The sequence below is a fragment of the Allocoleopsis franciscana PCC 7113 genome, assembly GCF_000317515.1.
Classification (GTDB): domain Bacteria; phylum Cyanobacteriota; class Cyanobacteriia; order Cyanobacteriales; family Coleofasciculaceae; genus Allocoleopsis; species Allocoleopsis franciscana.
The window spans coordinates 2033324-2059023 of record NC_019738.1; the positions used below are offsets into that span (position 1 = coordinate 2033324).

The following is a 25700-nucleotide window of genomic DNA, read 5'->3' on the forward strand; positions in this document are numbered from 1 at the left end:
TGTAGACGGTATCTTGGCTAGCGATTACTACTCTTTTTTGAGACGAACCACTCCAGGCACAGAGTTCGCAGAGTCGAGAATAAGAGGAAATAAAGAGATATAAGGGGTTATAAGGGTGGATTTGGTATGCGACTCTGAGCTGGGCAATTAATTATAGAATTCCCTAGTTTGGAGCCAAGCGGCATGACCGATTAGCGAGTCGTTAGTCTTGATTTTTGAAATCTTTGCTTCAGGCGAGTTTTTCCCTGTTGTATTTTCTGCTCCAAGTTAGTATCTGGCTGTTGTAAAGAAGGAGCTTGGGAAAAAACTAAGTGCTTAGCTAAAGCACGAATGCTTGAGTAATTAAACAAGTCAATCAATGAGATATATTGTACCTCATCTGGCAATTCTTCTCGAATCTTGTTGTAAATTTTTATAATGAGTAGTGAATTTACACCCAAGTCAAAAAAGTTATCATTAACTCCTACTTTCTCTATCTGCATCACATATTGGACAACAGCAGCAATCGTTTTTTCGATTTCATTTTTTGGGGGTACATAAGAAACGTTTAATTCCTGAAGAAAAGCGTCTGGAGTAGGAAGCGCACGGCGGTCTACTTTACCATTTGCTGACAGTGGAAAAGCCTCTAGAAAGACAAAGGCTGATGGCAGCATATACTCAGGCAGCTTCCCGCGCAGAAAACGACGCAATTCATCTGTGGGAATTTCCTGGTGGGGAACCACATAAGCGACCAGCCGCTTATGGCTGGGCTGTTCACCCGCTACAGTAACGACTGCTTTACCCACAGCAGGATGCTGCACCAGCACCGCTTCAATTTCTCCTAACTCAATGCGGTATCCACCAATCTTGACTTGAAAATCTTCTCGACCCAGAAATTCAATCGTTCCATCGGGAAGAAAACGACCCAAATCACCTGTCCGGTACAATCGCTCACCTGTACGAGGATGGGTAATAAAACTAGCCGCCGTTTTAGCTTCTTGCCGCCAGTAACCCAACGCCAGCCCCATGCCTCCGATGTAAAGCTGCCCTGGAACCCAAACAGGACAGGGTTCTAGCGCATGATTGAATACATAGAAACGCTGATTTGTCATCGGACGACCATAGGGAATACTCTTCCAAGCTGGGTCAACCGATTGAATCGGATAGAGAATAGACCAGATAGACGCCTCAGTAGCACCCCCCAAACTAATCACTTGAATATCCGGGACAAGGGCTTTAATTTGAGTCGGTAAAGTTAGGGGGAGCCAATCTCCGCTCAACAAGACCAACCGCAGACTGGCTAAAGCTTCAGAGTTATTCTGGGCATAGTCCACCATCATCTGCATTAAAGCTGGCACCGAGTTCCAGATAGTGATGTTGTGCTGTACTATCAACTCTTCCCAGTGGCTCGGTTCCCGCTCAAAGGATGCTTTGGGGATGACAATCGTTCCCCCTGCTGCTAGCGTGCCGAAAATATCGTAAACCGACAGGTCAAAACTGAGGGAAGAGAGCGCCAACACGCGGTCAGTTGGACTCACGCCAAAGCGCTGATTGATATCAATAATGGTGTTGACGGCACCCCGATGGTTAATCATCACCCCTTTGGGAACACCTGTAGAACCGGAGGTGTAGATGAGGTAAGCTAAATCCTCTGGTGTCTGGACTGGCTCTAAAGGCTGGTTACTTTCTTCTGCTAAGTCTTCACTGTCTATACACAACCGATGAACTGACTGAGGCCAAGACAGTTTCTCATTGAGCCAAGATTGAGTGAGAACAATATTAACTTCACTGTTTCTTAGCAGGTACGAAAAACGTTCTTCAGGGAGTCCGGGATCGATGGGGACATAGGCAGCACCAGAGGCTAAAATGCCCATAATTGCAACAATTTGCTCGCATCCCTTTTCCATCACTACGGCTACCAGTTGGTTGGGAGTTGCCCCCAATTTCCGCAGTCGATGAGCAACTTGATTGGAGCGATCGCATAATTCCTGATAGGTTAGGCTACGCTCCGGCGAAATGATAGCCAGCTCATTTCTTCGACGCTGTACTTGTTCGGTAAATAACTCATGCAGCAGCGTATCAGGAACGGGTGCGTCAGTAGCATTGATAGCATCCCGTTGCGCTAACTGTGCCGGAGGTATAAGATTTCGCCTTGTCTCAACCCAAACTGAATCGGAGGTAGCTAGCTGCTGGAGAAAGCGGCAATACGCCTCGAACATATCCTGAATTAAATCTTCAGGGAAGAGTTCCTCGACTACATCCCAATTAAATGTCAGCGTTCCCTTTTCCTCCCATACTTGAACATCCATCCACGCCTGAGATGCTTGGCTGATGCCATAGACTAACTCTCCAAAATGGCTGAAGGTTAAGGTTTCCTGTCCTAGCGAACTGAAGCCTAAAGTACTGGTGAAGATGACAGGTATGGTGCTGATAGCCGTCCCTTTCCTGCGAGCTAGTTCCCGCATCGCTTGCACACCATTAAAGTAGCGGTGTTCTAAATCCTGCCATAGTTGTTTCTGGAGGCGGATGGCGCGTTGGCTAAACGACTCAGAGGCTGAGTTGTCCACTGCCAGGAGGGTTGCAGAGGTAAAGCCTCCCAAGATTTCATTGACTTGGGGATGCAGGGGCAACCGATTAAACAGGGCAAGATTGAGAGTAAATTGGGGACTCTTGCTCCAAACGGTGATGATTTCGGCAAAAGCGGCAAGTAAGACGCCAGAAGGTGTCAAACCAACTTGAGCAGCACGTTGCTTTAACTGCTGCCATTGAGTGCGATCTAAGCCACTCTCATAACGCTTGGAGCGATACTGTTTAAGTTGATGGGGACTCTTAGCCAGGGGTAAGTCGGGTGCTGGGGGAAGAGTGTCTATACGGCTTAACCAATAATCGCGCGATCGCTGATACAGTTGGGTCTCTTGTAAACGTTGCTCTGCTAAAGCATAATCCCGGAATGAAAGTTCAAGCGGTGGCAGTGCAACTTCAGGATTTTGATACAGTTGAAACCACTGTTCAAATAGACGAAACAGACTCCAGGCATCAAAAATTAGCAAGTCGTAGCTGATGTGCAATCGAACGCGATCTGCCGTAGGCGGCAGCGCTTCGCTATCGCCCTTACGGGCGCGCCTTCGGCTATCGCCATCCAAACACGTTGCCCTAAACTCAAACAAAGGCCACTGATTGGCAGGCAACACCTGATGAGACATTCGTTCCCGAATAGCCTCTAACTGAGCCTTGACAACTGCCTCATCTTGTCCTATTAAATCTAAAACCTCGAACGGGTAAGGAGGCACCTGCTTGAGAATCTGCTGTTGACCATCCGGTAACACCACAGCCCTCAGCATGTCGTGACGCTCAATCAATCGTTGTAACGCCCAGTTCAAGCGTTCCAGATTTAAGTCCTTACCCTCAATTTCGTAGTAACCATGATTGCTCACATTGCCTAACTCAAATACCCCACTGCGGCCTATCCAGAAGGCATGTTGCATATCCGTCAGAGGAAACGGTTCGTAGCGCAACTCTGGTGCTGGCACAATAGTTGGTAGAGCAGTAGAACTGACACTTATATTGCTTTGGTGCAGCAACTTAAGAATCTCTGCTTTATGCTCTGCTAAAGAGTTCCGCAGTTCTGGAGTGATTACCCCTTTGGGCGCATCAATTTCTAGTGAATTACCATTAGCAGAAAGTTTTACGCCTTTGTTGGAGAGGGTGGTTAAAAGTGAATGTAAATCCATAACTGACTCCAGAAGATTGTGCCTTGCACTACGAACCTGATTCGCTAATTTTTAAGCAAATAGACCAAAAAAATAAATTTGTAGGGGCGGGTTTAGCGATATGGATTGCCAACAACTAGTTTGTTCTGTTCAAAACCTACCCTGCTCCTGCTGTGTTTCTTTTCACTCACCTGCTTAAGAAAAAAATATCCGTATAGTTCAGACACACGTTACAGACTCAACTTCTCTCGTTCTTCTTCATGTGTTTTAGCAGCATCAATTGGCTCTGTTGCAATTAGATTGACCAGCACTAATTGATTAAGCAATTGTTCTGATAGTTGAGCAATGGTGTTGTCTCCAAAGAAGCTCTCCATTGGCACTTGTACCTGGAGGTCGGTTTCAATTCGGCTCCTAAACATCAATGCCATCAAGGAGTCCAGTAATGAAGCAAAAGATTGCTGAGGCGTGAATTGATTTGGGGGAAGCTGTAAAGTAGTGGTGAGCCATCCTATAAGGTAAGTTTCCAGCATCTGCCGTCTTTTCTCTGGTTCAGCAGCTAGAAGCTGTTCTCTTGAAAGAGTTTCCGTTTGGTGAATAGGAGGATTTTCTTGGGAACGAGAGTCTGCTCCTGCTAAACGAATCTTCTCTTGTTCCGGTGTAACACTAATGGGAGGAGCTGGAACCGCTCCTAGCGCTACATCACCCCAACGCATCACCATTGCGCCTGCTGTGGCACCTGCACCGTTTGTGTAAACGAGAACCAGGTCATTTTCACGCAGTTTGCCCGATCTCGTCGCGTGGTACAAGTTGGCGATGGGAAGAACTGGTCCGATATTGGCGTATCGGGGGTAAAGATTGATGGTACGTTCTGGATCGATGCCTAATGCCCGCGTACAGACGCTAGCATACCAGGCGGTCGGCGTATTGAAGGCAAAAAAGTCGATGCCCTCAAGGGACACTCCTGCTGCTGTTGCCGCTTCTTTGCAACAAGTGCGGACGAAATCAACGGCAGTTTCAGCAAGCATACTTGCGTTCTCACCCGTTCGAGTACGCATTCGAGGCACGCCTTGAGCATCCGTTACGAGTTCGTGGGAGTAAGCGCCGCAGGTGGCAGTGGTGCTGATGATTTTGGTGCCGAGGACTCCCTGATTGGGTTTGAGCGCACTCACGACAAAGGCTCCAGCGCCGTCACCCATCGACCAAGAAAGCGTGTCTTCATCGTCTACCGTGTTAGAACCAAATTGCGAAACCACCACCAGTACATTGCGGTACTCTCCCGTTTGCACCAAGGCACGGGCATTTTGCAGTGCCACCAAAGCACTCGAACAGGTTGATTCCAGATTCCAGGCAGGACAATGCAAGTTGAGTTGACGGACGAGGGAGGAGGTATTACTAAGTCCGATGGGTTCACAGAAAAGTGAGGTGGCGATAGCGAAGCGCTGCTGCGAAGCGCAGATCGCCAATTCGACTTCTTCAGGATGAAGGTTTGCCGCCTCAAGTGCCTCTTTTGCCGCCCGATACTCCAGTGTCAGCGGCGACTCATCATGACTGAGTACTCGCCGTTCGACATTCCCTCGAAACGGGTCGTTTAAATACGGGGCTACCTCTTGCGACCAGATTTCAATTCCATCGTCGTTGGAGGTGGATTGAGAGGTTCTAGGCAACCGAACTCGTTTTGGTTGAGCTTGAACCGCTAACTCTGGAAACTTCTCGTACCAATAATCATTGGTACGAATCAGACTGGGAAAGCTTACGGCAAGCGAACGAATACCAATGGAGTGACTCGTCACAACACGACTCCTAAACTTCGGTAACTATCACCTGGAAAGGTGCATGACTCTGCACTCAGCACTGAACGTCGTCATAGCTGGCACTCAGGTGGTAATTCCATTGATTGATTTATGCCTGTAGGTCACTAATGAGAATTACTAGCGACTGACTGACTCATGTATCTTACTACTTGACAAGACATTGACAAGTCTTTCATTGAATATTTTTTCTTATTTGCAGAAAAAAATTGATAGTAATTTATTATTAATGAGTACGAAAGCGACCATTAAGGGCATCTAGTCGGTCATGGGAGGCGAAGGTTTCCATTCGGAGAAAAGCAAGTATGCTGATGCTATCAGCCTTGTTCGGAGGCGATTGCGCCCAAATCCGATGCACCTTCGATCAGGCTCGAATCGGTATCAAGCGGCGATCGCTAGCGCCTGCGATCGCAAGTGACCCTAAAAATTTTTAAAATTTTATTGCAAATAAATACCAGTTAGCTGTATTGTAATTCTGGATCAGTAAACGATAAAATCAACTTAGTTAATGAGAAAATTTATCGTGAGTTGTACCCACATCATGCATAGAGGGTTGGGCGCATCAAGTCTGCCATCAAAGGTGCAGGCTGGCTTCAAATAACTAACCAGCTTACCCTCACAGGAATGCGTGAAGGCGTGACTTGGAACAAAACGGCACTAGTACCGCTACCCTTTATGTCAAAAGTCAAAAAGCTTTATTTCTAGACTTTTGAGCAAGTTTTCAGATGGTAGGCTCATTTGGGTCGTCATGTACTAGTCACATCTCAAAAGAAAGCCATCTGGGGCAATTAGATTTCCGAGGTGTTTTCTGCATGGATACTTCAAAAGCGATGGATACTCTCAAAGCAATACTTGCTGACTTAGGTATTCCCCAAGAATCGCTGCACAATGACACACTACTGCACGAGGATTTACAACTTGATTCCACTGAAATAGTAGAAATTGCCCTAGGACTGAAACGCCAACTAGGGGTAAGCGTGAAGCTGGAAGGTCGGCAGGATATGACACTGGCTCAAGTCTGCAACAAAGTCGAAGCGGCGCTGCTGGCCAACTCCAACTCTAACCATGTCTCTTGAAGTTAAAGGACTCGGTATTGATATCGCGCCCATCCCCCGGATTGCTAGATTAATTGAGCGGTACGATCGCGAAACGTTAAATTTGTTGTTTACTCCGGGCGAACTCGACCGTTGCCAATCCTCCAGTCATCCCCACCGTTCTTTCGCCGTGTGCTTTGCCACCAAGGAAGCTGTGGGAAAAGCTTTAGGAACTGGATTAGCAGGCATTGGCTGGAATGAAATTGAAGCCAACCTTACCCAAGACAGGTTAACCGTTCACCAGCATGGGGACGCCAGCATTCAGGCGAAACGATGGGGTATCCACACATGGTTAGCGACATGGTGCCATTGGGATGAACACGTACTAGTTCACGTTCTCGCCTTATCAAACATAAGCGTCAAAGAAAAATTTTATGAAAAGTGTTTCTGAACAGTTGCCGAGTGCCTTCAATGTGGCAGCTTATTTCTTGAACAGCAATATAGAACGGGGAAATAGCCAAAAAGTCGCCTGTTTTTATCAGGACGATACCTATACTTACGATCAACTCAACCGCTTTGTCCAACGCACGGCGCGATCGCTCCTCACTCTCGATTTAGAGCGGGAAAATAGGATTGCCATTCTTTTGCCTGATACTCCCGAGTTAGTCTTTGCCTTTTGGGGAGCAATTTGGATGGGTGCCGTACCTGTTCCCATTAACACCGCCTGTAGCATTGATGAAATCCAGTATATTCTGCAAGACTCGCGAGCCAAAATCTTACTGACGACTCAGGAATGGCAAAAGAAACTCACTCCCATTCCGTCTCAGTTTTTGCAGCACATTCTACTCAAAGATGGAGACAACCCATTTTTATCCCGACTCACCCAACAGCCTGACGAACCCTTCCCCTGTGCCGAAACCTCTCGCGACGAACCCGCCTTCTGGCTTTACACCTCCGGCAGTACAGGCAAACCCAAAGGGGTGGTTCACTTGCATCAAAGCATGGTGGTTTGTGCTGAACGCTATGCTAAAGCCACACTTGGCTTGCAACCCGATGACATCACCTATTCGGTTGCCAAGGTGCCTTTCGCCTACGGTTTAGGAAATACGCTTTATATGCCAATGGCAGTCGGTGCAGCCACCGTATTGTCAGATGCCAGCAACGCATTTGATATTATCTCCGACATTCAGCGCTATCAACCGACCGTCTTTTTTGGCATCCCCAGTATTTATGCCAACCTTCTCGCCGTACAGGATATCGCACCTTTAGATGTCTCCTCCCTGCGCTTATGCATCTCTGCCGCCGAACAGCTTCCTGAGAGTATCTGGCAAAAGTGGCGAGAGACTTACAACCGGGAAATTTGTGAAGGAATTGGCACAACTGAGTTTTTGCACATTTTTCTTGCCAACCGCTTAGGTGAGTGCAAACCTGGCACCTCCGGTCGCCCCGTTCCGGGTTACGATGTCCGAGTCGTTGATGAAAATGGACTTCCCTGTCCTCCAGGCGAGATTGGCGACCTTTTGGTAAGTGGAGAAAGCCTGATGTTGGGGTACTGGAACCGACTCCGAGAAACGCGGCAAGCACTCTATGGCAACACCATGCGAACGGGGGATAAGTATCTGTGTGATGCTGACGGCTATTTTAAGTTTATGGGTCGTAAGGACGATTTGTTTAAAGTAAACGGTCAGTGGGTTTCTCCTTTGGAAATTGAGGATATCTTGCACCAGCATCCCCAAGTGCTAGAAGTGGCGGTGGTTCCTGAATCTAATGAGGGCGAACAACTCACTCGAGTCGTTGCTTATGTCAGCCTCAAACCCGGACAAGAACCGTCCCCTGAATTGGAAACTAGTATTTGTAAATTTGCCAAACAGCAACTTCCTCATTTTAAGGCTCCAAAAACCGTGCGCTTTGTGGAACAGTTACCGCGTACTGCGACGGGGAAAATTCACCGGAAATTGATAGGAAAAAATCAAGTCCTAGCTGTAGGCACTCACTGAAAAAGTATTGACAAGGAGATATTAATGGTTACAGAATTAAAAACCGCTCTATCGTATCAAGAAACTTTTGTATCGGGCAGAAGGAATGCAGTAGCGGTTTTACAGAATTTTTTGAAAGCGGGTATTTTTTCCAATTATGTGATGTATGAAAAAGACAACGAAGTTCGCATTGCGGGCAATGAGCTAGCCAAGGTGTCCGTCAGCAAAACTACAGTCTGTCTTGAGGGTATGGGGAAATCTTCCTCTCAACCTGTCAGCGATCCGTTTAAACAAGTCGGTGATTTACTGAGGTCTTTATCTATTAAAAATTGGACCGCTTATGGTTATGTAGCCTTTGACATGGCTGGCTTCTATTCGTCCTACTCTAAAGCAATGGAGCAGCCACTTCTTTATTTATTAGTTCCTGAAACCGAACTGCGTTTTACGTCAGAAGGCGTTCATGTTAAAAGCACCAGTTCATTAGAGCAAATTCGAGAACTACTATCTATTGATAGCAAGCTCCCCGATTATGTACCCATCTCTCTCGCTGAAGATTTCGCGGACTGCGAAAATTACTCCCACCGTATTGAGAGGTTAATTGAGGCAATTCAAAATGATGAATTGCATAAAGCTATTATCTCTCGCTCCAAGAAACTTATCGGCAATTTGGATGTATTGGGAACTTATGCCGTTGGAGCCAAAGCGAATAATTCAGCGCGTTCCTATTGTCTAAATATAGGAGACGTGCGTGCGGTTGGCTTTAGTCCTGAAATTTTGATGCAAGTTAATAAAGACGGGTTTGTCGTGACGAATCCTTTAGCAGCAACTCGTCCTCGCGGTCAATCTAGTGAAGAGGATGCACGCTTCAATGATGAACTTTTCACCGATGCTAAGGAGGTGAAAGAACACGCACTTTCTATCTGGTTGGCACAAAGCGAACTGAGTTCATTTTGCTTTCCAGAAACGGTTCGGGTTTTTAATTTTATGGAGGTGAAAAAATATCGCTGTGTGCAGCACCTTTCTTCGAGAGCTGGCGGTCAGCTAAAAGATGGAAATACGTTGTGGGATGCGTTGAAGGTTTTGTTTCCAGGTATTACTGTTTCTGGAATTGATAAACAAAAAGCTTTAGATTGGATCGATCGCTTGGAGGACGAACCGAGAGGAATTTATGCGGGTGGTATTGGTTGGGTTGATAGTAATGGGGAATCGGATTTAGCGATCGCAATTCGTTCTGTCTACCAGTACGGCAATGAAATCTACCTCAATGCTGGAGCGGGTATTGTTGCTGAATCAGTGCCTCAAAATGAGTATATCGAGTCGGTTAACAAAATGAATACGATGCTGACGAATTTAGTTTTGCAATCTTGATAACGACGAGATAGCTGCATGAATATTATCGGTCATGGGATTGACATTGTGGACGTGAGATGCATCCAAGAACTTGTCGAACAAACGGGGGAGTGTTTTGAACGTCAATGCCTCACGGCTGCGGAACTCAATGCTTCGGGGTTCCGTACTCACCGCTTTGAGTATCTTGCTAGCCGTCTCGCTGCCAAAAAAGCGGTTCAAAAAGCGCTCGGTGGAGATTGCCAACAGCCTATCTCGTGGCATGAGATTGAGATCCAAAAGCTACCGACGGGTGAACCGTTTGTCGTGCTGTATGCCACTACCCTTGAAATTGCCGCGAAACTTGGCATTACCAAGTGGCTGCTGAGTATCAGCCATACCCCATCTTATGCGACAGCCAGTGCGATCGCCCTTCAGGCGCTGGCAAAGCCAATTGCCCTTCTATTCTCCAACAGTGGTGCACCTTACTAACTGTCAACTGTACAGTCATCTACCGAAATAAATAAAGTTGACATGGCAAACGAACTGTTTTATTGTTACTTGAGTTAATGATACTATTTCTCAATAATTTACTTGAGTTGCTGAGAGTAACTCAATTCCTGGGGGTGAGGACGTGGACACTCGATTGAAACTACAACAATTATTTCCTAGTTTTTTGTTCGCTAGCACGGTTTCTGTACTCGTTGCAGCTCCGGCTTTTGCTCAAGTTATACAAGTAACAGGCGTGCGTGTCTCTGCCACATCGAGCGGAGTTAATGTGATTTTAGAGACCAATTCAGACACTATTCCCCAAGTGTCTACGGCAAGCTTGGATAAGACGTTACTGACTGATATTTTCAATACTCAACTGCGTCTACCAGATGGTCAAGCGTTTCGTCAAGACAACCCGGTGGAAGGGATTTCGTCTGTCACGGTGACTCAGCAATCTCCAAACACCATTCGAGTTGCGGTAACGGGTACAACAGAGGTGCCGACGGTTCAACTTAGTCCCAGTCCATCAGGATTCGTCCTGAGCCTGAGTACTCCATCGGCTACGGCTCAAACTCCATCAACTGAAACTCCTACAGCACAAGAGCCTCAAACTCAGCCGCCTACCGCACCTGAAGTCACCACCCCTTCAGAGGATAAACCCGAAGCCCCGACGGCTGCACCCGAGCCAGAAGAGGAGATTGAAATCGTGGTGACGGGGGAACAAGATGAAGATAGATACTTTGCCCCCAATGCCAGCACCGCGACGCGCACCGATACTCCACTGCGCGACATTCCTCAGTCAATTCAGGTGATTCCGCAAGAGGTAATTAAAGATCAACAGGCAACCGATTTAAGAGATGTCCTAAGTAACTTGAGTGGCGTAACACCCAGTGGCTCAGCCGGTAATGCGGTTACTAATTTTACGATTCGAGGATTTCAACAGGCACCCATCTTACGCGACGGCTTTAGACAAAATCCTTTGAATCGGGGAGTACCACAACTTGCCGACCTCGAGCGGGTTGAAGTTCTCAGAGGCCCTGCATCAATTTTATACGGTGAGGTGCAGCCAGGAGGTGTGATTAACCTAGTGAGTAAACAGCCCCTCACTGAGCCATTTTATGAAGCGGAACTGCAAATTGGCAACCGCGAGCTGTTTCGACCCCGGATTGACATTTCAGGTCCATTGACAGCAAACCGCAGCTTGCTCTATCGCTTGAATTTGGCATACGAAAGCAGTGAACCGTTTCAAGACTTTGAGCAAGGATTTGAGCAATTTCTGATTGCACCCGTAGTCACTTGGAAGCCGAGCGATCGCACAGATGTCACGTTTCGACTACAGTATTCTGATCGAGAAGCCCCCGCAGATAATGGTTTAGTTGCGTTTGGCAACCGAGTTGTTGATGTTCCTTTCGATACCATTACCACTTCTCCAAACGACCCTGGGATTCGGGAAAACAACTTCAGCATCGGGTACGACTTAGAGCATCGCTTTAGCGACAACTGGCGACTTCGCAACGCCTTCCAGTTTTCGGATTTCTCAAGCGATATCGGTCTCAGGAATCCTTTCTTCATTAATGAAACTACAGGAATTTTGGGTCGTGTTCCTGTTCGACAACAAACTGATACGCAAAATTATAATTTGCAAACCAATATTGTCGGGGAATTTGCCACAGGCTCGATCAAGCATACACTTTTGTTTGGAGTCGATCTTAATCGAATTGAAAATGCCCAACTCCTATGGGGAGGTTCCTTCGGCAATCCGTTGCCACTCAATATCTTCGCTCCTGATTATGGCGCAGATCCTAATATTGATTTTAAGACCTTACCCTTCTTATCTGGCTTTGGCCCTTCAAAAGTTCAAACCGATCGATTGGGAGTTTATATACAAGATCAAGTCAAGTTTCTAGACAACCTAATCCTAGTGGCAGGGCTTCGCTATGATACAGTAAACAGCACCAGCGCTCCTTTCCTTGATGTAGACAATACTGGACCTGAAACGACTCAAAACGATGACGCACTAACCCCCCGAATTGGAATTGTCTATCAACCCATCCCAGCGATTTCGCTCTACGGCAGCTACTCCCGGTCATTTACACCCAGCAGCGAAACTACAGCCAACGGCGATCCGCTTGAACCAGAACGAGGTGAGGGATTTGAAGTTGGTGTCAAAGCCGAATTGCTCGAAGGTAGACTGTTGACCACCCTGGCATATTTTGACATCACCAAACAAAATGTTGCCACAGCCGATCCCAATAATTTGTTTGGGGTTGTGGCAGCGGGCGAACAGCGAAGTCGCGGGGTTGAGCTGGACGTGACTGGAGAAATCTTGCCGGGATGGAATATTATTGCCTCCTATGCCTACACCGATGCCGAAGTTACAGCAGACAACGAAATTCCTGTGGGCAATCGGTTGTTTAACGTCCCTGAACATAGTGCCAGTCTGTGGACGACCTATGAAATCCAACAGGGGAATTTGCAAGGCTTGGGTTTTGGTGTTGGATTTAACTTTGTTGGGGAACGTCAGGGCGATTTAGCCAATAGTTTTCAGGTAGACAGCTATTTTCTGACCAATGCGGCTATTTTTTATCGTCGCAACAACTGGCGAATTGGCCTCAACGTCAAGAACCTGTTCAATATCGACTACATTCAAGCGACTGATAATCTTAGGCGGGCTGGAATTGAACCAGGCGATCCGTTGACGATCATTGGCTCAGTTTCAGTGGAATTTTGACTTTACTTGGTATCCTCCTTTCATCAGGACTTACGCAAAACCTCTATTTGTAGAGTGTGTTAGCGTAGCGTAACGCACCATCTCCTCTATAAGTGGTGTAGGTGCGTAAGTCCTGTTCATAAAAGGAAGGGAGTCGAAATTTCTTGGCAAGGGGGGATTGGGAAAGCCGGATTTTCACTCATGAAGTAGAGATGAGAACAAAGAATCAATTTATTAAGCTTCTGGTATTAGCAGTACTCACAGCGTTTGTAGTGGCGGCTTGTAATGGAACAGCCAATAAGCTCACTGCTGATGACGACAATCCCCTGATTAGATCATCTGCAACGTCAGCAAACTGCCGCACCATTGAGCATCAAATGGGAGAAACCGAAGTTTGTGGTCAGCCCCAGAGGATTGTGGTGCTTGGTCCTTCTGTCCTAGAATTGCTCCTAGCTCTAGACGTTCAACCGACTGGGTTCGCTGACCAGGTAACGTGGCATAGAGGAAATTACGATAACCCCGGTCAACAAATTCCTTATCTGGGAAGCCGAGTAACCAGTCAGTTGAAGAATGTAGGCTCGGTTTCTGAACCGTCTATCGAAGCCATTCTCAGTGTTCAGCCCGACTTGATTTTAGGCACTCAGTACAATGCCAATCAATATAAGGTATTTTCTAAGATTGCTCCAACCTTGCTGCTCAGTCGGAATGATAATGATATAGAAAAAAGTTTGCGGGCGATTGCCAAGGCTGTAGGAAAGTCTGACCAAGCCGAACAATTGCTAACGAAAACACAACAGCAAATTGCTTCGGCTCGTGAAACCTTTGCACGCACTGTTGCTACTCACCGCAAAGTATTGCTGCTCAGTGCAGTCAAATGGGAGGAGCTTTATTTAGGTGACTCTAACTTTGGTCTTTGCAGTTCCTTGCTTGAAGCTTTGGGATTTCAACTAGTTACACCACCTGGTTTAAATTTGTCTAAACCAGATACTCCAGTTCCCATTTCTCTCGAAATTCTACCTCAACTGAATGCCGCAGATTCAGTGATTATGTTTGGAGGCAATTTCAGCGAACTTAATAACACGAATAATTTTGAAGCCCACCAACTGTCACATCTGAAGCAAGCGTGGGCAAACAATGCGATCGCCCAATCCCTCAATGCCAGCAAAACTGGACGAGTGTATTTCATTGCTGGTTATCTATGCCGAGGTTTTCCCGGTCCGATTGGTACTGAGCTTTATCTGGAAGAACTTGAAAAGCAATTGCTCTCGCCAAGTTGAACCTTACTGCCTACAGCTCCTTTGGATTACTGGTTGAGTCGAGGAGGCTGTTTCGCCTCGCCCCTCTCAGTGGGTGTGGTCAAAAGCTGTTGGTGACGAATAAGCTGTTCAGAATTTAAATCACTGCCGCAAAGCTCGGATTCAAAAGAATCATATTGCTTGTGCTATTTTAGTTTGGCTCAGGCTTAAAGATATTGCTTATCAGACGGGTCAAACTATTTATCAAATCAAATACGCACTTTTGTCAGAGTATTTAATTCAACAATTAAAACGACCGAATACTTTCATGCGTTTTGTCTAGTTTTTTGGTAGAAGGCGCGGCGTAGCAGCGCCTGTGCTTGTGACAGTTGCGTAAGTCCTGAAAACAAGAAAATTGGAACACAGTTGGAGGCATTCTGGCACCCGATCAGGTACTCTCTCTGGATACCATCCTTTGCTAAGTTCGAGTTAGATAGCAGTGGCAATCAGGCTTTTCAATCAGCGTTTCAACCAAGGCATTTAGAGTCACTGCGGCTAAAAGACTACCACCAAGACTCCCTTGAATCGTAACGGACGGAATTGATGTTGCCATCAGTCGCCGCTTTGCTGCTGGGGCATGGCTAAAGCCAATCGGCATCCCAATCACAAGGGCTGGTTGAATTTGCTGTTGCTCAATCAGCTTACAGGCAGTAAGCAAGACGGAAGGGGCATATCCAATCACAAGTATGCATCCCTTTGGAATCTGTTGTAACCGTTGCTGCCATTGGTCATGATTCCAAAAGGCTTGCTCAGCTTCACTGACTCCAGTAATGTGAGGGTCATCAATCAGCGTTTCAAACGCGCATCCTAAATGGACTAACCGAGTTTGATCGAGGGCCGCCGCAACAACCGGAACATCGGTCAAGACTGGACACCCGACTTTCAGCGCATCCCGTGCAGCCGCGATCGCATTTTGGCTTAACTGAACCGAGTTCACCAAACTGACATCGCCACACGCCAGCACCAATTGATGCAGCAAATGGACGGTGATTTCAGAATAACCAGACAAATCAGGCAGCAGGTGTTGTAGGGATTCCTGAAATGCTTCTGGATGAGTATTTGTCTCTGCATCCAGGTTAGTCCATAACTGATCGAGTTTTCCTAACCCCTCTTGGGCATCTACATCCAGTTGCTTCAGTTGTGCTAGGGCTTCAGCTTGAATGATTTGGCAGTTTTGATCACGTCCCAGCAATCCCTCCAAAGCAGATGCTGTTTGGCGGAGCCGGGTGATCTGCTGAATCACAGAGCGATATTGCTGCTGCAACTGAATCATCAGGGTTGGATCGACGGTCTCTTCTGAATGGCTGTCTAGAAGTTGTCGAATGTGGGATAACTGAAAGCCTTGCTGTTTCAAAGCAATGACCCGCTGTAGCCGTTGCACATCCTGCTGAGTGTAGAGGCGGTAATTGCCTTCTGAGCGTTGTACTGGGGGAAGCAATTTGAGCGTGTGATAATGGCGTACCATGCGAGGGGTAACGCCACCGCCCACCGCATCCGTCAGTTCTTTAATCGTCAAGTGTTCGGTCTTCATCCTTTCAGTTTACTCAAAACCTTGACATTGACACTAATGTTAAGGTTTAGGCTGAAAGGGTAGGAATCTGACGTAAAAAAACATGGTTGCGGCTACCCGTTTTACTTCTCGATTTACCAACCTTTTCAAGGAACACCCCGATGCAGTCGCCGCGATCACCTGTGGAGTTCTGGTATTTTTAGGCTGGCAAATGCTCAACTTTGGTTGGCTGGGAGTTGCCCTTTTCATTCTGACGGCGGCTTATGTGATTGGTGGGTTTGAAAGTGCCCGCGAAGGGTTGACAACCTTATTTAAGGAAAAAGAATTCGATGTAGACCTGCTAATGATTGTGGCAGCGTTGGGAGCCGCAGGTTTGGGACTCTGGCGACAAGAATATTATCTGATTGTGGATGGGGCGGTTCTGATCCTGATTTTTGCCATCAGCGGGGCGTTAGAAGGGTATGCGATGCAACGGACGGAGCGTAGTATTCAGGGATTGATGAGCCTAACCGCTGATACGGCGCGAATGGTGCGGAATGGGCAGGAGAGAATTATCCCCGTTTCAGAACTCAAAATTGGGGATCAAGTTCTGATCAAACCAGGAGAATTAGTGCCAACAGATGGCTTAGTTATAGAAGGATTTAGCACTCTCAACCAATCTTCCATTACAGGAGAATCGATTCCTGCCGAGAAAACGGTTGGGGATGAAGTCTTTGCAGGTACGATTAATGGTCATGGCGCACTGCGGCTCAAAATTCATCAACCGCCCGAAAGTAGCTTAATTCAGCGAGTCATTCGTCTGGTTCAGCAAGCCCAAACGGAAGCACCGCCTTCTCAGCAGTTCATTGAACGATTTGAGCGCGGCTACGCCAAGTTGATTGTAATTGCCGGAATCTTGTTGGGTACATTACCGCCGTTTCTGTTGGGCTGGAACTGGGAAGAAACCATTTACCGGGCATTGATTTTCCTGGTCGTTGCCTCACCCTGTGCGCTCATGGCTTCGATTATGCCGACGCTGCTCTCCGGTATTGCTAATGGAGCGCGTCACGGCATCCTGTTTAAGAACGGGGCACAGTTGGAGCGGATTGGACGAGTGCGGGCGATCGCCTTTGATAAAACTGGAACGCTGACCATAGGAAACCTTCAAGTCGTGAACGTTCTCTCAACTCAGCCATCCACCGACAAACTTCTGCAAGTAGCGGCGGCACTGGAAAGCTTGTCAGAGCATCCGATTGGAGAGGCGATCGCTCAGTTCGCCAGTCAGCAAAACCTGCACTGGACAACAGCCGTGAACGTTCAAGCCCAGGCAGGACAGGGAATCACTGGAGAAATCAACTCCAAGATGGCGATCGTTGGTAAAGCAGCGTTTGTCCAGGCGCAAATGAACGATGCTGCAAAAACCCTGATAGAGCAGAGCCAACAGTGGGAATTTGACGGCAAAACTGTGGTTTGGGTTGCCTATGCCAGAGAAATCTTAGGCATCATTGCCGTTGCGGATACGGTACGACCGGCAGCCGCAAAAGCGATCGCCCGATTAAAACGGTTAGGAATTGAGCAGATTGTGATGCTAACTGGAGATAACTCGCGTACCGCCCACAGCATTGCTCAACAGGTTGGAGTCGATCAGGTTTATGCAGAGCTTTTGCCCGAAGAGAAAGTTGATATCATTCGCAAACTCCAGAAGCAGTATCAGGCAGTAGCAATGATTGGAGACGGCATCAATGATGCTCCTGCCCTGGCTCAAGCGGATGTGGGAATTGCGATGGGAGCCGCAGGTAGTGATGTGGCGTTGGAAACGGCAGATATTGTATTGATGGCGGATCGTCTGGAGCGACTAGAACATGCGATTCGTCTGGGTCGTCGCGCTCAAGGTGTGGTAAAACAAAACATTGTGTTTGCCTTGAGCTTCGTGGTAATTCTGTTGATTACAAACTTTACAGGTAATATCACCTTGCCGTTAGGAGTCTTGGGGCATGAAGGCTCAACGGTAATTGTGACATTAAGTGGATTGCGATTGCTGAGAGGTTAATAGACCTCTTGCAAAAGTCGCGGCTGAGGTACTATGAGAGCTAAAATTATGCGCTCGCAACAAAAGAGTCAGCGATCGCCTCGCTCCATTCATAAGTAAAAAGCGAGCGCTGTTGACACTCTTTCCAGAATAACCCATCAGAACTAATGACATGAACCACTAGTAAGGGCGACCTTGATATTGCAAAAAGAGTTAGTGGGTTGATTCAATGCATTGACCAAAAACTAACCATTATAGCATTTTTTATTTTTATGGCAATTATTTGCAATATTTATTTGTATTTTTTAACAAAATACTGCAATATAAAATTGAAGAGGGCAAACAAGAGAGACGTACCTCAAACTGATTAACTGCTCAACACTAAAGGGTTTTTGGCAAAATCATGACTTATACCATCGAGTCGGCTCAAGGCATTTTCCCTAATACTCAAATTGCTAATGCGGTTCCAGCAACCACGGAAGCATACAATAAACTCAGCGTTGAGGATCAACTGGCATTACTCTGGTTTGCCTACACCGAAATGGGTACTTCTATTACTCGCGCCGCCACGGGAGCCGCCAGCATGATTCTAGCGGAAGGCTTACTCAATGAAATCAAGCAAATGCCTCGACAGGCTCAATCGCAAGCCATGTATGATTTGGCTAGCAATGCTGACACTCCTATCGGTCGTACCTATTCCTCCTTCCGTGTCAACACCAAGCTAGGTTTCTGGTATGAGTTAGGGCAGTTGATGAAACAGGGCGTAGTTGCTCCCATCCCCCCTGGTTATCAAATGAGTTCTGAAGCTGTTGGCGTGCTAGAAACGATCAAGAAACTCGATCCCGGTCAGCAAATCACAGTCTTGCGTAATACCGTAGTTAACATGGGATACGACCCAGATCTGAGCGAGGATTACGCAAAACGCGAAGCCCCCCGCAGCACACCGAAGGCACTATCTGAACGTGTTCAGACCAAGATTGAGGGTATCGACAATTACACGGTATTAAACTACATTGACTACATGAATGCATTTGACTTCACACCGGCTGTGGGTCTATTTGCTGAAGAAGGTGCCCTGCAACCTCCATTCCAGAAGCCGATAGTCGGCAAGGCAGCTATTCTCACCTATATGCGTGAAGAATGTGTGGGACTTAAGATGATGCCAGAGCGGGGCGTAGCCGAGACCATAGAAAATGGCTACACGCAGATTAAAGTGACCGGTAAAGTAGAGACTCCTTGGTTCGGTAACAACGTCGGTATGAACATTGCGTGGCGGTTCTTATTAGATCCCCAAGGCAAGATTTTCTTTGTAGCGATAGACTTGCTCGCCTCTCCCAAAGAACTACTAAACCTGATGCGGAAGTAGAATACAAAGTTCGGCAAAATCCGTCTAGAAGGGCAGGTCTACACCTGCCTTTCTGCTTAACTGGGCTTAAACGAAAATTAAGAGTAAACAGAAGTATAGTGCTTAACTGTACATTCGCCAATTAAATGTCGCAATTCAAGAGCGCGACATATATCATCTAAATTCGTGAAAGCTTTTCATCAGTTTTGATAACCAAATGATAGCCACTGTTAAGACTCAGGTGGTACTGGAGGCGTAGCACCTGAGTAGATGACTGCTGCTTTCCCTTGCCTACGGGCTACCTTGACCGCTTCCATTGCTTCATCCCAGCTAGGATAGGCGAGGTACTGCCATTCTCCAGTGTTGTTGCCTTCTATAGCAATTACGGTTTCCTCTTGCTTCCAGTCATCGCTGCGATCGCTATCGTTCATTAGAAGGATCGTAAACTATCTTTAGGTCATATCCTACCTTAATAGCGTTTCTCATGCTTCACAGACTATTCTCGAAGGATTAATCTAACAACCTGATAGCAATACTCGATCTGTAACATCTAGTCAACATAAACACTTAAGCTTATTACCTTTTAGGTGTGTGATAGCTTTGCTATTCATCTAAATTACTCATTTATCAATTATTCAGCTTAGTAATTTATTTACTGATTCCTACTTTTTTAGGTAACTGGATTTATCTGGCAAGTATAAAGAATCAGGTAAGTTTAAGTAGAAGATTAGACATAAGTTTAAGTGTAAGTAAAAGCTTAAGAATAACTATGAAATTGTCATATAATGACCTATTTTTTAATTTCTCATCTTGATATTCTGCTCTAGAGGACATTAGTAGGTAATTGTTTCTTACATTCCATTCTGATATAGCTATAGCTACGACTTAGGTAATCCTCCACTTCCTTGTAAATTCTCGAAAGCATCTTTAAGCTCAAACTTTTTTGGAATCTGACTTAGTGCAGCCATCTTTTCATGCACGATATCAAGATAACTATTTAAATCTAGTTGTCTTGCTTGTGCATACTGCTGTAAGCCAATTTTGGTCTTGTTAGCAGCATCCCTTAAGTTACGGTAGCGCCGTATTATTTCTACTGCTCGATATGCAAATATCGAATAAATATTTACCAACTCAGTAGGTAATGGCTGAAATGTTGTGAGTAATTTATCATGCTCTAGTGATGTTTTGTTTCGTATTTCTAGAAATTCCTGACTAAGCATTAACGAATGTATGACCGCATAATGTATCGGTAGCATATTACTTGCTACATTACTAAATGAGTTAAGACCTAGAGAATTATTAATATCTAGAATCTTATTTTGAAATTTAGTTGCATCTACCTTTGCTGGCAACTTACTATTTCTTAAAGTAAGAACTACTCTTTGTTCTACCATTGCTAGCTGAAACAACAACGGTTTTACATACCCAGCAAGCTTGACTGAATAAATGGATATTTCTTTGGTCGGTTCATTAACAGATAATACTGAAATATCACGAGCATCTAGTAACTCATTAATTTTTATTTTCTGACGTTCTACTTGAAGATGGTGTTTAACTTCTATGATTGATTTTTTTTGTTTAACTTTTTGTTTAACAGGTAAAAGAATATCATAAATTATTGCTAATTTGCCTACTCCTGCTTGAGGATAAGAAACAGATTCAGGATTGCTTGCTATGTTCTTATCTTCGGGAGATTTATCTTTAAAATTACTTATTTGTTTGATTTCTCGATTGTCTTTTACTTCAAAAAAATGATTGCCATCTATTATTAGAGGCACAAAATCAAGATTAAAATAACTAGCTATTTGTTCATTCCATATCTTAATCGGTGTAAATTTATTTTTATTTCCTAAATTATATTTCTTGGCTAAATATTCCTTTAGTTGTTTATTGTCAGTATTAGTAAATATTTTTTCAGCGTCTTTTAACTCCTTGATCTTTAAATATTTTGTACGACTGCAACTAACTGGTTGATTATTTTCTAATCCCCACTTATTTAATGCTAATAATATACAACCAAAAGCAGTTAATCCATTACCTAACTCATGCTTTTTAGCTAACGAGGTAAATTTAGGTACTAATTTGCAAAATAATACAGACTTACCTTTAATATTTTGTATTATTAATGAACCAATTGCTTGAAATCTTAATTCATTTCTTTCATTATCTAATACAGATTTATCGCACCAAGCTATATCTACTAATCTGTTTTGAACAGGTGAAGCCTTTAATATTACAATAATGCTGCCTATTTGTTGCCGTATATATAGCGGAATATCAAGTAATAGATCATTTAAATTTCTATCATTAATTGCACTTGCGCCTAGCTGATGTTGAGCTACGGAATTATATTTATTTTCTAAAATCAAAAAAAATCTATCATCCCTTGAAAATTCATAATTAATTCCTAGATTTCGTAATTTTTGTTCAGCGACATCTAGCATAGCTTGTAAGTCGCCTAAATGAGTTGGTTTGGAATTTACGGGGATTTTCTCAATTTCTTCTCCAATTAATCTAATTACTTGATTGGCAGAATCAATCCATTTCTCATTAGATAATGGCAATGGGCTAGGTGGATCAATAAAATTGACTGTCAAAATATCTCCTTGGATTTTTTGACTTGCTAATATACCGACAGCTAACATGAACCATTGAACATTGCTACTGTTGATAATTTTCCATATCAATTGTGAGAAGAAATCTTGAGACGGAGATGTTCGACGTAGTAATTCGCAGTTAATTCCTTTCTCATAGTTCAACTCTAATTTAAATAATTCTGATTTTTTTTGTGTCTTATCTATTACCGAATAAATAGAATTTTCACAACTAATAATTGAGTAGCGCTCATTTATGAATAGTGAGCTGCTGCCATCTCCTCTGTTGAAGTTAGAAACATAAGGTTGATATTCTTTCTTTTTAAAATTAGTTTTAAATTGTTTTCCAGATCCCCAATCAATATCAATAATTATTTGAAGAGTTTTTTCAATAGTTTTATTAAAAAACTCTTCTTTGTTTGACTGTATTTGTGCTTTGATGATGCTTTCTTTAGCTCTGCTAGGAATTAATTCAAAACTTTCAATAACATGATTAATTGCATACTGAATAAGCTTTTCTAAAATATGTCTATTCATGTCAATAGACAAAATATTTAATACAGCTATACAATGTGCAGGATTATTAGAAGAATTATTTCGTATCCAGTCTTCTAACTCTTCCCATTCTTCTTTAATATTTTTGTTAGCATCAAATTTAATGAATTTCTTTTTAATTTCGTTTGAAATATATTTAAGACAATGAATATTACTTATTGTACTTGTTATCTCTTCATAAGAACTATTTATACTTGAGAATATAATCTTTTCAAATTCATTTTGTATACCTTCTAAATCTTGTCCTTGATTTTCATTAGTATTTATATTAACTGCGGCGTTATTGCTAGATGATTTAACTCTAAGATCACAGCTTTTATCCTCAACATCGTAGTGAGCGAAATAACTTGATTTTGATTTTCTCCAATGAACAAATTGATAACATTCAGGACAGTACAACTTCCATTTTCTGCAAAGTTTATGAGTTAGTTCTGGTTGGTTAGCGTCAATTTTCTTACTAGCATATTGTCCAGCAAGAGCTTTAGCTTTATCCATGCTTGAAACTCCTAATATTTAGGTCTGTTTATAAGTTATCTAATTTTTATCGTATTAGAAAGTAAAATCTTAAAGCAACGCTGGTTTCTTCTAAACTAATCACTTGAATTCGATAGTAGATGCATCCTGATTTTCTATGTAAGCTCGTTCTTACTAACTTCCGCAGATATTAATCATTACTTACAATCCTTATCTGCTAAGTTAATCTCTGCATTAACTAACTGTAAATCCTTATTATTGTTTATCTCCTTTAGAGCTTTAAATTGTAAAGAAGCTTTATTATGTTTTTTCTGCTTAATGGCTTTACAGAAAGTATCATATCTATCTTTACTTTTTACTTCACCTCCAGCATTTTCATATACTTGATTATCAAACTTATCTCCTAGCTGTTGCTTAATCTTGTCTGTATGGCTGCTACATGACGTTAGAAGCAATGATAAAACAATTAATGATGGAATATGTTTTAACATGATAAGTCTCCTTAAATAAGCTCAATCTATTTAATCATCTTCAGCGCAGTTTTAATTGTTATACCTGTAGATTGCAGTGATCGCTTCATTAAAGCTTGAATAGGTTTCAGATTACCTTCTTTGGCAAGAAGTTGCAAAAGAGTCTGTTTATTAGACAGAAGATAAAAACTTCTCTTTTTGCTTGTTTAAGTATTAGTGCTTATCTTTTCCAAGATAATCTCTACTAATTACGTTAGTGTGATTTCCATCAACTAAAACTGTGATTTTAATAGTTGAATTTTTTATTGTCTTATGAGTTTAAATATTAAAAATACTCCTACAACCAATAAAGCTATAGGAGCATCTTGCTAAATTATCACAAACCTAATCTATTGCTGATCGGGTTCGACTGGTCTAATCATCTCTTCAAGCTGCTGTAACTGTTGCTGTAAATCCTCGAAGTCTTCTGTGAATTTTTGCTCCAGTAACAACAATTGATTGATATGAATATTTGTGATTAACCTCAATCTTTCTTGAATGTAGTTAACCTTGTCTATCAATCTCAGACTAGCCGTATTTTCTGGCATGATATATTTGCTCCTTCGCTTGGCGCTTCAAGTGGAGTGAGTAGTCCAGCAGTAGTATTCCCAGTACTAGCTGCTGGGCGTTAGATGCAATAATTATTGTGTGAATGGAATGTTAATTCCATGTACATCATAATCACACAGTATGTACATTAATGGCAAGTAAATCTAAATTAGTAAGGCTCTCAGTTAACATAACTCAAAGCCAGATGCACAAATTGGAGAGATATGCTGAACAAAATGAATGGACTAAGACCCAAGCAGTGCAGGAATTAATCAAAGCTATACCTGAATCCAAGCTGAAAGCAGATGACAGTGAGGAAAATGAGTAATTATTACTAGCTTCTCTATGGCTCTAGAAGACGATCGAAACTAGTTTTAGGTCTTGAACTACCTAGAGCAGTTGAGTTATTTGTCTGTATTTAGTGTTTTTCTAGTGTAGGGATGCCTTAGAGAGAATAATTTAATCGACATAGATATAGAAAAGGATAGTAGAAACTAAAAACTACTATCCTCTTAAGGTTAATTAGCTGATTTCATTAGAATTCAGGTACTTGCACATGAGCAGTAATACCAGCATAATGCTTCATAATTATTTCTGGTGAATTTCCTGCCCACTTCGCTACCTGCACAACACTAACTCCAGCTTCTAAACACTGCGTAATAAACGTATGGCGTGTATTGTATTGAGTACGATAACGGCTTATTTTTCCTTCCTTGACAAGCTGTGTAACAATTCCATCATTTCTATCAGAACGTCCTTTCCATGCACTATCAATGAAATGACCAGAACGAATAACTCCACCTTTCTTACTTGGAAAAACTAATGCTTCAGGATTACAGGCATTAGGTTTAATACTCAGTAACAAAGCTTGCAAAGTAGCATTACAAGGAAATTTACGGCTTTGATGTGTTTTACAGTCTTTACGGATTTTCAATTGAGTACTAACTGATTCAGAGAACGTAATTGTTCTACAATCCGCAGAAATATGTTTCCACTGCAATCCTACCGCTTCACCAGTACGGCATCCAGTCATAAATAAGAACTTGACGAATGGAACATAATAGGAATAGAGAGAATGTTCCTCAAAAGCTTTGATGATAATATCTCGTTCTTCAGCAGTGAATGGATCGATAGTATCTGTTTCATCCTTTACTACCTTAATTTTCTGTGCCATGCCATGAAACGGATTACTGGAGATTAAGCAAGAATCAACTGCCCAGTCGCAACAAGCTGAAATTTGAGTTAGAGTTCTTCTTGCCGCATCATTAGACAACTTACCTACCAGAAAATCTCGAATCTGAACAGCATCGCTTAGAGTCTTTGTCGGTAGCTTGGCAATATGATTCCGTACTGCTGCATATTGAATCTTGAGCGTTGTCTCAGCAATCAGAGGTTTTCTATACTCGGTGTACTGTTCCCATAGTTCCGAAAGTGATAGCGCTGGTTGAGCTTTAATTGCTTGTACAACTGTTAAATGATGCTGTGGCTTATAGCTAGCCAAGGTAGAATCAAACGTTCCACGGCTGATATCATCCTCAATCTGCCATGCTATCTTCTGAGCTTTCTTGCTGTTTTCTGGAGTATCCTGCCAGCCAGTAGAGATATATCTGTTCTTAGTTTCAATACTACGAGGTAAGCGCAGACGTAATTTACCTCTGAAGCTCTCAACCCCTACTGTTCCTTTCGCTGCTTTGGTTTGTGTAGTATTCATTCGTTGGATATCAAAACTCTAGCGCGTCACAACGACGATAGCCAGTTGATAGCCAAAAAGACAAGATATAGCCAAAAATAAGTTAAGGATTCCAGCTAACATCTAAGCTAGAACC

19 protein-coding genes and 1 pseudogene are annotated in these 25700 nt (G+C 43.7%); 12 read left to right on the forward strand and 8 right to left on the reverse strand.

Features of this window, described 5'->3' with window-relative positions; translation table 11 throughout:
* Positions 1–191: 191 nt before the first annotated feature.
* Both MIC7113_RS08525 and MIC7113_RS08530 read right to left on the reverse strand, forming a co-directional pair.
* Positions 192–3710 carry a non-ribosomal peptide synthetase gene (locus MIC7113_RS08525; protein ID WP_015181766.1) on the reverse strand — a complete coding sequence of 1173 codons (3519 nt, stop codon included), beginning with the start codon at positions 3708–3710 and terminating at the stop codon, positions 192–194.
* Positions 3711–3919: 209 nt separating this feature from the next.
* Complete coding sequence (locus tag MIC7113_RS08530) at positions 3920–5479, reverse strand: 3-oxoacyl-[acyl-carrier-protein] synthase III C-terminal domain-containing protein (RefSeq protein WP_015181767.1); 1560 nt, start codon at positions 5477–5479, stop codon at positions 3920–3922.
* A gap of 323 nt (positions 5480–5802) precedes the next feature.
* Here MIC7113_RS08530 and MIC7113_RS38600 point away from each other — a divergent pair, with 323 nt between their 5' ends.
* The 9 genes and pseudogenes from MIC7113_RS38600 to MIC7113_RS39425 all read left to right on the forward strand — a co-directional run.
* Complete coding sequence (locus MIC7113_RS38600; protein WP_256374801.1) at positions 5803–5931, forward strand: hypothetical protein; 129 nt, start codon at positions 5803–5805, stop codon at positions 5929–5931.
* 378 nt (positions 5932–6309) lie between these two features.
* Positions 6310–6573, forward strand: a complete 264-nt coding sequence (locus tag MIC7113_RS08535) for an acyl carrier protein (RefSeq protein WP_015181768.1) — start codon at positions 6310–6312, stop codon at positions 6571–6573.
* Positions 6563–6982, forward strand: a complete 420-nt coding sequence (locus MIC7113_RS08540; protein ID WP_015181769.1) for a holo-ACP synthase — start codon at positions 6563–6565, stop codon at positions 6980–6982. Before MIC7113_RS08535 ends, MIC7113_RS08540 begins: the two co-directional genes overlap by 11 nt.
* Positions 6966–8528, forward strand: coding sequence for a benzoate-CoA ligase family protein (locus MIC7113_RS08545; protein WP_015181770.1), 1563 nt, complete (start codon positions 6966–6968; stop codon positions 8526–8528). Before MIC7113_RS08540 ends, MIC7113_RS08545 begins: the two co-directional genes overlap by 17 nt.
* Positions 8529–8552: 24 nt before the next feature.
* The gene (locus tag MIC7113_RS08550; RefSeq protein WP_015181771.1) at positions 8553–9875 is read left to right on the forward strand and encodes a salicylate synthase; all 1323 of its coding nucleotides are present in this window, start codon (positions 8553–8555) and stop codon (positions 9873–9875) included.
* A gap of 18 nt (positions 9876–9893) precedes the next feature.
* Positions 9894–10325: a holo-ACP synthase gene (gene acpS, locus MIC7113_RS08555; RefSeq protein WP_015181772.1), complete on the forward strand. Its 432-nt coding sequence runs from the start codon at positions 9894–9896 to the stop codon at positions 10323–10325.
* A 142-nt stretch (positions 10326–10467) separates the two neighbouring features.
* Positions 10468–13056, forward strand: a complete 2589-nt coding sequence (locus MIC7113_RS08560) for a TonB-dependent siderophore receptor (protein ID WP_015181773.1) — start codon at positions 10468–10470, stop codon at positions 13054–13056.
* Between the two features lie 191 nt (positions 13057–13247).
* Positions 13248–14312, forward strand: a complete 1065-nt coding sequence (locus MIC7113_RS08565; RefSeq protein ID WP_041779952.1) for an ABC transporter substrate-binding protein — start codon at positions 13248–13250, stop codon at positions 14310–14312.
* A 124-nt stretch (positions 14313–14436) separates the two neighbouring features.
* Positions 14437–14613: pseudogene (locus tag MIC7113_RS39425) on the forward strand (IS701 family transposase); the annotation flags it as partial.
* A 135-nt stretch (positions 14614–14748) separates the two neighbouring features.
* On the opposite strand, the gene MIC7113_RS08570 reads toward MIC7113_RS39425, so the two are convergent.
* On the reverse strand, positions 14749–15861 hold the full coding sequence (locus MIC7113_RS08570) for a precorrin-8X methylmutase (protein WP_015181775.1): 1113 nt from the start codon (positions 15859–15861) through the stop codon (positions 14749–14751).
* Between the two features lie 82 nt (positions 15862–15943).
* Here MIC7113_RS08570 and MIC7113_RS08575 point away from each other — a divergent pair, with 82 nt between their 5' ends.
* Positions 15944–17869 carry a heavy metal translocating P-type ATPase gene (locus tag MIC7113_RS08575; protein WP_015181776.1) on the forward strand — a complete coding sequence of 642 codons (1926 nt, stop codon included), beginning with the start codon at positions 15944–15946 and terminating at the stop codon, positions 17867–17869.
* Positions 17870–18251: 382 nt separating this feature from the next.
* Positions 18252–19214: an orange carotenoid protein N-terminal domain-containing protein gene (locus MIC7113_RS08580; protein WP_015181777.1), complete on the forward strand. Its 963-nt coding sequence runs from the start codon at positions 18252–18254 to the stop codon at positions 19212–19214.
* A gap of 209 nt (positions 19215–19423) precedes the next feature.
* On the opposite strand, the gene MIC7113_RS08585 is transcribed toward MIC7113_RS08580, so the two are convergent.
* The 4 genes from MIC7113_RS08585 to MIC7113_RS08600 all read right to left on the reverse strand — a co-directional run bounded on the left by MIC7113_RS08585 (position 19424) and on the right by MIC7113_RS08600 (position 23873).
* A complete protein-coding gene (locus tag MIC7113_RS08585) occupies positions 19424–19624 on the reverse strand; it encodes a hypothetical protein (protein ID WP_015181778.1) in 201 nt (66 codons plus the stop codon).
* Positions 19625–20071: 447 nt separating this feature from the next.
* Positions 20072–22837: a hypothetical protein gene (locus MIC7113_RS08590; RefSeq protein ID WP_015181779.1), complete on the reverse strand. Its 2766-nt coding sequence runs from the start codon at positions 22835–22837 to the stop codon at positions 20072–20074.
* A 176-nt stretch (positions 22838–23013) separates the two neighbouring features.
* Complete coding sequence (locus tag MIC7113_RS08595) at positions 23014–23307, reverse strand: hypothetical protein (protein ID WP_015181780.1); 294 nt, start codon at positions 23305–23307, stop codon at positions 23014–23016.
* Positions 23308–23675: 368 nt separating this feature from the next.
* Positions 23676–23873 (reverse strand): hypothetical protein, encoded by a 198-nt coding sequence (locus MIC7113_RS08600; protein WP_015181781.1) that lies wholly within the window; start codon positions 23871–23873, stop codon positions 23676–23678.
* A gap of 152 nt (positions 23874–24025) precedes the next feature.
* Between MIC7113_RS08600 and MIC7113_RS36090 the strand changes: the two genes are divergently transcribed.
* Positions 24026–24202 (forward strand): hypothetical protein, encoded by a 177-nt coding sequence (locus MIC7113_RS36090; protein WP_015181782.1) that lies wholly within the window; start codon positions 24026–24028, stop codon positions 24200–24202.
* A gap of 207 nt (positions 24203–24409) precedes the next feature.
* Here the strand turns inward: MIC7113_RS36090 and MIC7113_RS08605 are convergent, their stop codons facing one another.
* Complete coding sequence (locus MIC7113_RS08605) at positions 24410–25585, reverse strand: tyrosine-type recombinase/integrase (RefSeq protein ID WP_015181783.1); 1176 nt, start codon at positions 25583–25585, stop codon at positions 24410–24412.
* Positions 25586–25700: the final 115 nt, after the last annotated feature.